13 protein-coding genes are annotated in these 12,304 nt (G+C 69.3%); 11 read left to right on the top strand and 2 right to left on the bottom strand.

What is annotated here, in order from left to right; genetic code table 11:
- The first annotated feature begins 18 nt into the window (after nt 1-18).
- The 10 genes from SD460_RS09775 (at nt 19) to SD460_RS09730 (ending at nt 8,836) form a co-directional block, all read left to right on the top strand.
- Nucleotides 19-705 carry an HAD family hydrolase gene (locus SD460_RS09775; RefSeq protein WP_290057967.1) on the top strand — a complete coding sequence of 229 codons (687 nt, stop codon included), beginning with the start codon at nt 19-21 and terminating at the stop codon, nt 703-705.
- Between the two features lie 42 nt (nt 706-747).
- Nucleotides 748-2,136 carry a cysteine--tRNA ligase gene (cysS, locus tag SD460_RS09770; protein WP_290057968.1) on the top strand — a complete coding sequence of 463 codons (1,389 nt, stop codon included), beginning with the start codon at nt 748-750 and terminating at the stop codon, nt 2,134-2,136.
- A gap of 22 nt (nt 2,137-2,158) precedes the next feature.
- Nucleotides 2,159-3,115, top strand: a complete 957-nt coding sequence (gene rlmB, locus SD460_RS09765; protein WP_290057969.1) for a 23S rRNA (guanosine(2251)-2'-O)-methyltransferase RlmB — start codon at nt 2,159-2,161, stop codon at nt 3,113-3,115.
- Between the two features lie 52 nt (nt 3,116-3,167).
- Nucleotides 3,168-4,601, top strand: coding sequence for an MBOAT family O-acyltransferase (locus tag SD460_RS09760; protein WP_290057970.1), 1,434 nt, complete (start codon nt 3,168-3,170; stop codon nt 4,599-4,601).
- A 12-nt stretch (nt 4,602-4,613) separates the two neighbouring features.
- Complete coding sequence (locus SD460_RS09755; protein ID WP_290057971.1) at nt 4,614-4,976, top strand: hypothetical protein; 363 nt, start codon at nt 4,614-4,616, stop codon at nt 4,974-4,976.
- 13 nt (nt 4,977-4,989) lie between these two features.
- On the top strand, nt 4,990-5,595 hold the full coding sequence (locus SD460_RS09750; protein ID WP_290057972.1) for a histidine phosphatase family protein: 606 nt from the start codon (nt 4,990-4,992) through the stop codon (nt 5,593-5,595).
- A gap of 73 nt (nt 5,596-5,668) precedes the next feature.
- Nucleotides 5,669-6,241 (top strand): transglutaminase-like domain-containing protein, encoded by a 573-nt coding sequence (locus tag SD460_RS09745; protein ID WP_290057973.1) that lies wholly within the window; start codon nt 5,669-5,671, stop codon nt 6,239-6,241.
- A 183-nt stretch (nt 6,242-6,424) separates the two neighbouring features.
- Nucleotides 6,425-7,438 carry a hypothetical protein gene (locus SD460_RS09740; protein ID WP_318306086.1) on the top strand — a complete coding sequence of 338 codons (1,014 nt, stop codon included), beginning with the start codon at nt 6,425-6,427 and terminating at the stop codon, nt 7,436-7,438.
- Between the two features lie 2 nt (nt 7,439-7,440).
- Complete coding sequence (locus SD460_RS09735) at nt 7,441-8,079, top strand: hypothetical protein (protein ID WP_290057975.1); 639 nt, start codon at nt 7,441-7,443, stop codon at nt 8,077-8,079.
- A gap of 73 nt (nt 8,080-8,152) precedes the next feature.
- Nucleotides 8,153-8,836: an HD domain-containing protein gene (locus tag SD460_RS09730; protein WP_290057976.1), complete on the top strand. Its 684-nt coding sequence runs from the start codon at nt 8,153-8,155 to the stop codon at nt 8,834-8,836.
- On the opposite strand, the gene SD460_RS09725 is transcribed toward SD460_RS09730, so the two are convergent.
- Both SD460_RS09725 and SD460_RS09720 read right to left on the bottom strand, forming a co-directional pair.
- Nucleotides 8,833-9,483 carry a class II aldolase/adducin family protein gene (locus tag SD460_RS09725; RefSeq protein WP_290057977.1) on the bottom strand — a complete coding sequence of 217 codons (651 nt, stop codon included), beginning with the start codon at nt 9,481-9,483 and terminating at the stop codon, nt 8,833-8,835. The two genes, SD460_RS09730 and SD460_RS09725, sit on opposite strands and share 4 nt — an antisense overlap.
- Before the next feature lie 480 nt (nt 9,484-9,963).
- Nucleotides 9,964-10,911, bottom strand: coding sequence for a hypothetical protein (locus SD460_RS09720; RefSeq protein ID WP_290062412.1), 948 nt, complete (start codon nt 10,909-10,911; stop codon nt 9,964-9,966).
- A gap of 177 nt (nt 10,912-11,088) precedes the next feature.
- Here SD460_RS09720 and SD460_RS09715 point away from each other — a divergent pair, with 177 nt between their 5' ends.
- Nucleotides 11,089-12,261 carry a DUF445 domain-containing protein gene (locus SD460_RS09715; RefSeq protein WP_290062417.1) on the top strand — a complete coding sequence of 391 codons (1,173 nt, stop codon included), beginning with the start codon at nt 11,089-11,091 and terminating at the stop codon, nt 12,259-12,261.
- Nucleotides 12,262-12,304 lie beyond the last annotated feature (43 nt).

Below are 12,304 nucleotides of genomic sequence, written 5' to 3'. Positions count from 1 at the left end.
TCCCGTTAGGCTGAATCCATGACGATCAGGGCGGTGTTGTTCGACTACTCCGGCACGCTTTTCCGGTTGGAACAGGACGAGTCCTGGCTCGCCGACATCACCGGCCACACCGGCTCGCCGCTCGACCTCGAGGCGCAGACCGAGCTGATGCGCCGGATGACCGCCCCGGTCGGCGAGGTCGTCGAGCTCGACGCCGAGCACCTGCACGCCTGGCAGCACCGCGACCGCGACCCCGTGCTGCACCGGAAGGTGTACCTCGAGGTGCTCAAGAAGTCGGGCGTCCCGCGGCGCGAGGAAGCCGTCGCGCTGTACGAACGGCTCATCGATCCCAGCCAGTGGACGCCCTACCCGGACACCGAGGCCGTGCTGAAGGCCGCGTCCGAGCGGGGGCTCAAGGTGGGCGTGCTCAGCAACATCGCCTTCGACATCCGGCCCGCCTTCACCGCCCGCGGGTGGGACGCCTACGTCGACGAATTCGTGCTGTCGTTCGAGGTCGGGGCGGTGAAGCCGGAGCTGGAGATCTTCCGCAAGGCGGTCGAGGGCCTCGGCGTGCCGGCCACCGAGACGCTGATGGTCGGCGACAGCGAGGAGGCCGACGGCGGCGCCCGGGCCCTGGGCTGCGAGTTCGCGCTGGTCGACCCGCTCCCGACCGCCGAGCGGCCGGATGCCCTGCTCACGGCGTTGCGCGGCTTCGGCATCGCCTGAGGGCCTGCGACGTCGCTCACGCCCACCCCGTACCCTTCCAGGGTGGCCCTTCACCTTTTCGACACAGCGACCCGGAGCGTACGGGAGTTCCACCCCGTCCGTAGCGGAACGGCGTCGATCTACGTGTGTGGTGCCACCGTGCAGGGCGTACCGCACATCGGGCACGTCCGGGGCGCGCTGAACTACGACGTCCTGCGCCGCTGGCTCGTCCACAATGGACTGGACGTGCTGCTGGTCCGCAACGTCACCGACATCGACGACAAGATCCTGGCCAAGGCCACCGACGCGGACCGGCCGTGGTGGGAGTGGGCGGCGACGCACGAGCGCGCCTTCGAGCAGGCCTACGACCGGCTCGGCTGCCTGCCGCCGTCGATCAACCCGCGCGCGACCGGGCACATCACCCAGATGGTCGAGCTGATGCAGCGCCTGATCGACCAGGGCCACGCCTACGCGACGGAAGGCGACGTCTACTTCTCGGTGAAGTCGTTCGACCACTACGGCGAGCTGTCGCGGCAGGGCCTCGACGACGTCCAGCAGGGCGAGACGCCGACCCGCGGCAAGCAGGACCCGCGCGACTTCACGCTGTGGAAGAGCGCGAAGCCGGGCGAGCCGTCGTGGCCGACGCCGTGGGGTCCGGGCCGGCCGGGCTGGCACCTCGAGTGCTCGGCGATGGCCACGGCGTACCTCGGCGCGGAGTTCGACATCCACGGCGGCGGGATCGACCTGATCTTCCCGCACCACGAAAACGAGCGCGCCCAGTCGAACGCGGCCGGCGACCCGTTCGCCCGCTACTGGCTGCACAACGCGTGGGTCACCATGTCCGGCGAGAAGATGTCGAAATCGCTGGGCAACACCGTGGCGATCCCCGCGATGCTGGAGCGCTACCGGGCGGTCGAGCTGCGGTACTACCTGGTGCAGCCGCACTACCGGTCCAACATCGAGTACTCCGACGCCGCGGTCTCCGAGGCCGCGCAGGGCTACCGGCGGATCGAGACGTTCCTGCGCCGCGCCGCCGCGGCCGGCGAGGTCCCGCTCGGGACCCTGCCGGTCGAGTTCGGCGCCGCGCTCGACGACGACCTCGCCACCCCGCAGGCGTTCGCCGTGGTGCACAACACGGTGCGCGACGGTAACGCCGCCCTCGACGCGGGCGACACACCGAAGGCACTCGAACTCGCCGCGGCCGTCCGCGCGATGACCGACGTGCTCGGCCTCGACCCGCTGTCCGCGCGCTGGTCCGAGGCGGGCGGTTCCGACACGCCCACCAAGGAAGCTTTGTCCCGGATCGTCGAAGGGCTGCTGGCCGAGCGCCAGCAGGCCCGCGCCGAGAAGGACTTCGCCCGCGCGGACGCCGCCCGTGACCGCCTCCAGCAGGCGGGCATCGCGGTGGAGGACACACCCAACGGTCCGCAGTGGACAGTCAAGTCCGACTGAGCAACGCAAGGAAACTCTCACCATGGCAGGCAATTCGCGGCGCCAGGGCGCGATCCGCAAGACGGGCACCAAGAAGGGTGCCGTCGTCGGCTCGGGCGGTCAGCGCCGCAAGGCCCTCGAAGGCAAGGGCCCGACCCCGAAGGCGGAGGACCGCCCCGGGCACAAGGCCTACCGCCAGGCGAACGCCCAGACGAAGCGCGACCAGGCCCGGCAGAAGAAGGCCGACAAGCCGGAGCTGATCGCCGGGCGCAACCCGGTGGTCGAGGCGCTGCGCGCGGGCGTCCCCGCGACGGCGCTGTACGTGGCGCTGAACATCGAGATCGACGACCGCGTGAACGACGCCGTCCGGCTGGCCGGCGACAAGGGCATCTCGATCCTGGAGATCCCGCGCGAGGAGCTGGACCGCAAGACGAACCGGGCCGTGCACCAGGGCCTGGGCCTGCAGGTCCCGCCGTTCGAGTACGCCCACCCGGACGACCTGATGGCGGCGGCCCGCAACTCGGGCGAGGTGCCCCTGTTCGTCGCGCTCGACGGCGTCACCGACCCCCGCAACCTGGGCGCGGTGATCCGCTCGGCGGCGGCGTTCGGCGCGCACGGCGTCCTGCTGCCGGAGCGGCGCAGCGCGGGCATGACGGCGGTGGCGTGGCGGACGAGCGCCGGCACGGCGGCGAAGCTCCCGATCGCGGTGGCGACGAACCTGACGCGGCAGCTCAAGGCGTGGGCGAACGAGGGCATGATGCTGGTCGGCCTGGACGCGGACGGCTCGGTCGACATCGACGAGCTCGCGCTGGCGGCGGACCCGCTGGTCATCGTGCTGGGCTCGGAGGGCCGCGGCCTGTCGAGGCTGGTCCGCGAAACGTGCGACGCGACGGTGTCGATCCCGATGGCGGCGGGCGTGGAGTCCCTGAACGCCTCGGTGGCGGCCGGCGTGCTCCTCGCCGAGGTGGCGCGACGCCGCCGTGTCGCCGGTCGGGTCTGACACCACCACCCGGTCGGGTTAAGGTCACCGTCGGATAAACCGAGGGGACCCGATGTCGTTCGTATCGCCACTTTTCCTGTGGTACTTCCTGCCGGCGGTGCTCATCGCCGTGCTGGTGTGCCCGCGGAGCTGGCGCAACGGCATCATCGCGGTCGGCAGCCTGCTGTTCTACACGATCGGCGCCGGCGGGTTCGTGTTCCTGCTGCTCGGCTGCATGGTCGTGAACTTCATGGCCGGCCCGCTGCTGGCCCCGAGCCCGTGGGACGTCCAGGGCGTCCGGCGGCGCCGCATCCTCATCGGGGTGGTGTCGCTGGACGTCGCGGTGCTGCTGGTCTGGAAGTACGCGGGCTTCGCGACCCAGCAGATCGCGGCGGTGGCGCACTGGTTCGGCGGCAGCGTGCCGGTGGCGAGCCTGGTGGTGCCGATCGGCATCTCGTTCTACACGTTCCACCACATCTCGTACGTGGTCGACATCTACCGCGGCGAGCGGCCGCCGCTGCGCAACCCGGTGTCGTTCGCCGCGTACATCGCGATGTTCCCGCAGCTGGTGGCGGGCCCGATCGTCCGCTACCGCGAGATCGCCGACCAGCTCCCCCAGCCCAGGTCTCATCGACTGGACGACATCGCGGCGGGCTTCCCGCGCTTCGCGCTCGGCCTGTGCAAGAAGACGATCATCGCGGACTCGCTGAGCCCACTGGTCGAGGCGTGCTTCAAGGTCCCCCCGGACCAGATGACGTTCGCCACGGCGTGGCTCGGCGCGATCGGCTACACCCTCCAGCTGTTCTTCGACTTCTCGGGCTATTCCGACATGGCGATCGGCCTCGGCCGCATGCTGGGCTTCCGGCTCCCGGAGAACTTCGCGAGGCCGTACTCGTCGGTGACGATCACGGAGTTCTGGCGCCGCTGGCACATGAGCCTCAGCCGCTGGTTCCGCGACTACGTGTACATCCCACTGGGCGGCAACAGGAATGGAGCGGCCCAGACGTACCGCAACCTCTGCATAGTGTTCGTCCTGACGGGTTTCTGGCACGGCGCCCAGTGGACGTTCCTGGTGTGGGGCTGCTACCACGGAGCCCTTTTGGTGATCGAGCGCCGCTTCGGCCTCGACCTGGACCCGGCGGTCCGCTGGCAGCGTTACCTGCGCCGCGCGCTGACGATGCTCCTGGTGGTGTTCGGCTGGGTGTTCTTCCGCTCCCAGGACATCGGCCACGCGTTGTCGATGATCGGCCACATGCTGATCCCCGACTTCGAGGGTCTGGGAGCGGGCGTGGAACAGGCGTTCACGAACCAGCGCCTGGTCCTCCTGCTGGCGGCGCTGGTGGTGTTCCTGCTCCCGGCCCACCCGGTGACCGGACCGCTGCTGGAGTCGTCCCGCAGCCGCCCGGCGACGGCGTTGCGCATCGGCGTGATGACGGCGGGCCTGCTGTACGCGGCGATCCTGATCGCGACGGGAACGTTCAGCCCGTTCCTGTACTACCAGTTCTGATTGCGGAGCCCCATGACCGACCCCGTCGACCTGGCCAAGGTGCCCGGCGTGATCCCGTACGTGGACAACCACACCGGCCCCCGCCGCTTGCTCACCGTGGAAATCCCGCACCTGGGCCACACGGTCCGCGCGTACGCCCCGATAGCGAGCGTGGACGGCAGGCAGTACATCGTCTCGTGGGGCTCGGTGACGTTCGAGATCCCCGCGGACCGCAACGTCCACGTGAGCGTCCACCTCCACACGAACAGCGGCTACGAGCACACGATCACGCCGTTCGCGTCGATGGTCCTCTCGCCGCACCCGGCACCGCTGCGGCTGAAGGCGCAGTTCGTGCCGACGCACGGCCCCGAAGGCACCCTCATCCCGGTCGGCTGAAAGCCTGGGACCCGTGCTGACCACGCGGTACCTGTTCCTCACCCGGCACGGCGAAGCGGCCCCGACCGGCGAGCTCACCGAAGCCGGGCAACGCCAAGCCGTTCTGCTCGGGCGACGGCTGAGGGACGTCCCCGTCACCGCGATCCACCACGGGCCCCTCCCGCGGGCCGCGCAGACCGCCGGGCTGATCGCCGCGCAGTTGCCCGGGGTTCCCCTTCACGAGCACGAAGCCGCCGGGGACTTCGTGCCCTACGTGCCCAAGCGCGAGGAGCTCCCCGAAACCGCCGCCGGCGTCCTCCTCGCCTTCGCCCGCAGCCTCCCGCCCGCGAACGAAGAGCTCGCCGCCGAGGCTGAACGGCGGTTCAGCGGGCCGGTGCCCGGGACCGAGCCGCGGTACGAAGTGGTCGTCACGCACAACTTCCTCGTCGGGTGGCTCGTGCGCGCTTCGCAGGACGCGCCGCCGTGGCGGTGGCTCGCGCTCAACCACGCCAACGCCGCCCTCACCGTCATCCGGTACTCGCCGGCGCGGCCCGCCGCGTTGCTGACCTACAACGACCAGAGCCACCTGCCCGCCGAACTGTGCTGGACCGGGTTTCCGCCCGACTTCTACGTTCCGTAGTCACCCAACGCGGAGCGTGTCCGCGGCGGAAAACACGTCTCGCCCGAATGGAGGTACCTGGCACGATGGCCGGATGAGTCCCGTTCCAGTGCCCACGTCCGATCGGCTGAGCGACTTCCTCCGCGCCGACGCCGTCGTCGATCATCGGCACCCGCTGATCCGGGCGCGGGTGGACGCCTTGCGGGACACCGGAAAAGATCCCGTCGAAGCCGCGTTCCGGTTCGTGCGCGACGAAGTCGAACACGTCATCGACGCACGCGATCCGCGGGTCACCTGGCGCGCGTCGGACGTGCTCCGCGAGCGCGTCGGGATCTGCTACGCGAAGGCGCACCTGTTCGCCGCTTTGCTGCGGGCACAAGGGATTCCGGCCGGGTTCTGCTACCAGGAGCTGTCCGCGCTGCATGGGCTGAACGGCGTCCACCGGCACGGCAAATGGTCGCGTCTCGACGCCCGCGGGAACCGCACGGGCGCGCACGGGGAGTTTTCGCTCGACGAGGAGAAACTGGCCTGGCGGGTCGACACCGCGCGCGGCGAGCGCGATCTCCTGGAGATCCACCCGGCACCCGCACCGGTCGTCGTGGATTTCCTGATGACCGCTCGGCCCGGCCCCGGCTGGTACGAAAACGGGCTTCCGACCCGGCTCTGACCCTCGTTTTCCGGCATTTTCGGGAAGCTCGTCGATCCGGTTAATTATTGCCCAGAGTGACGTTCGGCGATCTTCGCTGTCCCCCGAACTTCTTATTTCGCACGCCCCCTCAGGCGCGTAAAGTGACTCCGCGCACTCGAACAGACACTATTTGCATTCGTCCGTTCGGGTGGTTCGAGGGAGGTGAAGCAAGTGGCCGCGGAAGGCGGACCCCGCCGCCGCACCCCACTGCAGGAGATCTTCTGGACCAGGACGAGCTTGCTCCTCACGGTGCTCGTCGTCGTCGCCGGCCTCAGCCTGTGGCTCGCCGGCCTGATGGACCCCGGCACCGGGAAGAACCTGGTGACGTCGCTGGGCACCGGCACCCTGATCTCCGCGATCGTGGGGTTCGGCACCACACTGATCACCGCCAGCGCTTCGCAGAAAGCGCTGGTGACCCCGGTGATCGAAGAGAGCAGGCGCGCGCTCGAAGATCTCAGCGCGGAATACCGCGCGCTGAACAAGGAGTTCTTCCCCACCGACGTGTTCGAGGCGACCACCGACCCCGACCCCGCGTTCAACCGCGGACTGATGGCCGACCTCGACCACACGCGGCAGTACTTCTTCCGCGGCTTCTCCGGGCGGCACGCGGCCGCCCGCCTGTTGCTTTCCCGCACCGAACGCGAACTGCGAGCCGTCATCGCCGATCCGCGCGACGCGACTTCGATCAGCGGGCGCGCCCGCTACCTGTTGCGCCGCGAGGCGGGCGACGTCGACTACGAACAAATCCAGACCCGGCTCGACGAAGAGATCCGGATCGGGCTCGTCGGCCTCTTCCTGGCGCGCAGCCGTTGCGCGTCGGTCGACATCACCGTGGTCGCCGACCCGCCGCTCGACCGGCTCGAGCTGTTCGACGACAGCGTGTGGGTGTCGCTCTACAGCGACGTCCGCGGCGCCACGAAGCTGTACCCGCGGTCACTGCGGTTCACCGAGGGTTCCTTCCTCTACAACATGGAGCGCGCCGAATTCGTGCGCGTTTCGCAGTCCCGGACCGGCCGCCACTTCCGCATCACGTCCGCGACGACGCGGACGGATTTCCTGGCGCTGTTCGAAAAGATCACCGGATCACCGTTGTCCGAGGAGCAGTTCCGCGAGCTGGAGGCGAAGTTCCACGCCTTCCGCGCGGAGTTCTCCGAAGTCGCCGAGCTAGGGAGCTGACCTTGCTCACCCGTCTGTCCCCCATCACCGAACTGGCCACGCGCCTGCGCACGGCCGGGTTCCCGCTCGCCGTCGAGTGGCGCGCGGTCGACGGCTGGTTCCGGCCGTGGGCCGCGCAATCCGGCCTGCGCGACGAGCTGCGGACCCAGCTGCGCACGCTGTCCGGCGCGCAGGCCACGAAGGTGCTGCGCTCGTCCAGGGAAACGACCACGCACTTCGCCTGGTGCCTGCTGGATTCGCCGGCCGATCCGTTTTCCTTCTGGCTGCACGAATACAAGGCCCAGGAGGACTGGCGGGAGGGTTACGCGGATTCGGTGCACAACCACAGGTACCACTTCTGCACCACCATTCTCCGTGGCGACTACTTCCACGAAAGGTACGAAACGACGATCCACCCCGAAACCGGCCTGATCGAGTCCGCGCGGCTGCGCCGCCGGGCCCTCTGCCAGGCCGGGGACTGCGCCACCATGCTCGCCGACGAATTCCACCGGATCCCCGAAGCGGCCGCCGGAACGATGACTTTCCTGGTGAAATCACGGCCCGTAAGCAGTTTCAGCCTCTCTTTCGATCCGGCCAGCGGAATCGGCCATCGTCACGTTCCGGTAGAGAGCCGATTGGGGGAATTGGCCGACCGCATCTAGCTACACACCGACGTCAGCGGCGCTTACCATTACTCCACCCGTCTGAACACCACGGCCGGGATGGGAGAGGTGTATGCGCACGCAGGAAAGCACGATCGACCACGCGATCGTCGACGCCGTCGTCGGTGCTGTCGAAAAGAGGGTCCACCGGCTTTGCCGCCAGTACGCCGAGCGGCTGCAGTTCCACGGCTGGCACCACGTCAGTTTCGTCCGCGCGAAAGCAGGCGGCTTCGCCCGCCACAACGGGGCCGACCCCGCCGTGGTCGAAGTGGCCGCGCTCGTGCACGACGTCAACTACCTGGTGCTGCGGAACTCGCCCGCGTCCGCGGGCCGGAACCTGCGCCTGGAGATCCTCGCCGAATGCGGCGTGCCGCCGCACGTCGCGCGGTGGATCGACGAGATCGTCGACGAAGCGGAAATGGCCACGCGCGGCCGGGACATTTCGCTGGAGGCGCAGGCGCTGAGCGACGCGGACACGTTGTTCAAGGCGCTGCCGGTGACGCCGGTGGTGCTGGCCCACCGGTACCTGCGCGAGAACGGGCTGAGCCTGCGCGAGCTGGCGGACAAGATCGTCGGCGAGCAGTGCGACGTCCACGACGAGGGTTATTACTTCTACAACCCGGAGGCGGCCGCGACGTACTCGCGCTGGGCGACGGCGAACCTCCAGCTGTGGCAGTGCATCAAGGAGGCGGTCGACGACCCGACGGTGGTGGAGTTGCTGGACGCGGTGCACGAGGTGGACGCGCTGGCGTCCTAACCCTGCCCGTAGCCGCGCAGCCGGTCGACCACCTTCGCCACCTCGGGCGGCGGCAGGAGGCTCGGCCGGCCGGCGCTCTGCGCGAGCAGCCACACGCGGCACGCCCACTCGAGCTGCTGCGCCCGGTGGTAGGCGGCTTCGAGGCCGTCGCCGTAGGTGAGGGTGCCGTGGTTGGCCATCAGGCAACCCCGCCGCCCTTCGAGCGCCTCGAGGACGGCGGTGGCCAGCTCGGGCGTGCCGTAGGTCGCGTAGCGCGCGACGCGCACCGAGGGACCGATCGTGGCGATGATGTAGTGGATCGGCGGCAGCTCCCGCACGAGCGTCGAAGCGGCGGTGGCGTGCGGCGCGTGCGTGTGCACGACGGCAGTCACCGGCTCCCCGTCCGGGTCACGCACGTCCCAGTACACGGACAGGTGCATCGGCAGCTCACTGGTCGGCTTGAGCACCCCGTCGACCACCTGCCCCCCAAGATCGACGACGGCGACGTCGGCGGGGGTCATGCTCGAGTACGCGACCCCGGTCGGGGTGACGGCGACGAGGTCACCACCCCGCACGGACACGTTCCCGGACGTGCCGACGACCAGGCCGTCACCGACCATCCGGCGGGCATACGCACAAACGGCGGCCCGCTCGGTCTCCAGGATCATGCGCCCCACTCTGGCCTAGACCCGCCCCCGCCCTCCTCTGGGGGGCGGCCCTTGTCCAGTCTATCGGCTCCCACCTGCAAAAACGGCGCCGTCGGAAATCTGTGGACAACTCGGAGCGATGTGGACAACTCGGAGCGATGTGGACAACTCTGCCCCGGTGGGAGCTTTCGCCGGCGGAGCAGCGGTGGTCCGAGGCCGCGGCCGGGGCCACCGGGGGAACGCGCGCGTCGCGAATGAGTCATTGGAGACCTCCGAGGTCCCGAATGAGTCATTCGCGACCTCGGCGAGCCACGGAACAGCGATGGACCCGAGGCAGCCGCCGGGCCACCGGGGAACGCACGTCGCGAATGAGTCATTCGAGACATCCCAGGTCCCGAATGAGTCATTCGCGACCCCAGCGAGCCACGGAACAGCGGTGGGCCCGGCGTCTCGACGAGACGCCGGGCCAGGCCGCAAAGCTCCGCGGGTCGCGCGCCCGCCTCAGCCCTTGACCGCAGCCTTCGCGGCAGGAGCGGCCGGGGCGGAAGCCGGAGAAGAAGCGGGGGCAGGAGAAGGAGCAGGCTTCCGCTCCCCAGCCACCGGAGCATCCTCCACCGGAGCCAGCAACCGCATCGCTTCCTGGACCGCGACATCCGTCGCCGCGATTCGCTCGGCGACCTTCTTCCGCAGGTCGAGGGCCAGTTTCCGGTTCTTGTCCGCGTCCGCCTGCTGGGCACGGGCCGACGTCAGCGCCGACTGCGTCTCCTGCTGCTTGCGCGCGATCTCCTCGTCGAAGGCCTTCTTCTTCCCGGCGTAGTCGTCCTCGAACGCCTTCTTCTTCCGGGCCAGTTCCTCCGACGCCACCCGGTCGGCCTCCTGGCGGGCGGCCGCGGCCGCCGCCTCGGCTGCCGCGTCTGCTTCCTTGCGGGCGCGCTCGGCCGCCGCGGCCTGCTCGACGCGCTTCGCGCCCGCTGCCGCGTTCAGCTTCTCGATCTCGGCCTTGGCCTCCGACAGCAGGCGGGCGCGCTCGTCCTCCGCGTCCTTCGCCAGCTTGTCGGCCGTGCGGCGGGTCTCGTGCGCGTACTTGTCGGCCTGGTCGCGGGTCGACGCCGCGTCCGCCTCCGCCGCCGCGCGCAGGTCGGCGATCTCCTCTTCCGCGAGCTGCATCATCATGCGGACGCGCTCGGCCATGGCGCCGGCGCCGGACGGGCTCGAGCTCATCCTGGCGAGGGCGGCCTTCGTCTCGGCCAGTTCCTTCTGCGCGTACGCGAGGGCTTTCGTGAGGTCGGAGGACGTCGCGACGGCTTCGTCGCGACTGCGCGACGTTTCGCGCATCTCCCTGGTCAGCTCGGCGAGGCGCTCGTCGACCTGACGCTGGTTGTAGCCGCGGACACCGACCGCGAACTGGGTGGTCTTCGGAGCGGACTGGGGCTTCTCAGGCGCGACCATCGGCACACCTTAGTGAGCCGGGGACCGTCCGCACGTACCGCCAAACGGATGCATCACGGATTTTGGAACCCCCGGTCACACATGGCATCCTGAGCTTGTTGACCAGCGGTTAACGGCGAGGAGGCCATTGTGGACATACTCGCCGACATCGGCGCGCACTGGCACGTCTACGCGACCATGCCGCTCATCGCCGCCCTGATCGGTTACCTGACCAAGCGGGTGGCCATCGAGATGATGTTCCGGCCCCTCGAATTCCGGGGGATCCGGCCGTTCCTCGGCTGGCAGGGCGTCATCCCGGCGAACGCGCGGCGGATGGCCACCACCGCCGTCGACCTGCTGACCCGCAACCTCGTCGACCCGCAGGAGATCTTCAGCAGGCTCGATCCGGAAGAAATGGTCAAAGAGCTCGAACCGCCGCTGCTCAAGGCCGTCGAAGAGGTCACCCGCGAAGTCATGGAGACCTACCAGCCGCGGCTCTGGGAACTCCTGCCGGCGCGCGCGCAGCGGTTGCTCGTCGCGCAGGTCCAGGCGCAGGCGCCGGCCGTCGTGAAGCGGCTCATGCGGGAGGTCTCGACCAACATCGACGACGTCCTCGACGTCAACGCCATGCTCATCGAGGCCATGGTCCGCGACAAGTCGCTGACCTGCCGGCTGATCCGCGAGGTCGCCGCGCCCGAGTTCAAGTTCATCGCGCGGTCCGGGATCTGGTTCGGGTTCGTGATCGGGCTCGTCCAGTTCGTCGCGTGGGCGCTGACGAAGGAGCCGCTGATCATGCCGATCTTCGGTTTCGTCACGGGCTTCGTCACGGACTGGCTCGCCCTCAAGATGATCTTCTACCCGCGTGAGCCGCGCAGGTTCGGCTTCTTCCGCTGGCAGGGCATGTTCCAGAAGCGGCGCCAGGAGGTCGCCGCCGACTACGGCGCGCTGATCGCCGACGAGGTGCTCACCGTGCGGAACGTGCTGGAGGCCGTGCTCACCGGGCCGCGCGCCGACAAGCTGTTCGCGATGATCACCCGCGAGGTCCAGCGCACGGTCGACCAGCAGGCGAGCGTCGCCAAACCGCTGGTCGCGCTGACCATCGGCGGCCGGCAGTACCAGGAGATGAAGCGCGCGGCGGCCGAGAAGGTCATCGCCTACCTCCCCGAAACGGTGAAGCACGTCGAGAGCTACGCCACCGGCGCGCTCGACGTCCGGAACACGATCGTCGAGAAGATGCAGCAGCTGACGCCGATCGAGTTCGAGGGCATCCTGCGGCCGGCCTTCAAGCAGGACGAATGGAAGCTCATCGCGGTCGGCGCGGTCATCGGTGGCCTGGTGGGTGAACTCCAGGTGCTGCTCCTGCTGCACTGACGCCGGGCCGATAGCGTGCGCGCGTGGACTTCGGCACGCACTG

This window comes from Amycolatopsis solani (assembly GCF_033441515.1).
GTDB classification, from domain to species: Bacteria; Actinomycetota; Actinomycetes; order Mycobacteriales; family Pseudonocardiaceae; genus Amycolatopsis; species Amycolatopsis solani.
The sequence above is the reverse complement of the archived record's forward strand: the minus strand, read 5'-3'. Positions and strand labels throughout refer to the sequence as shown.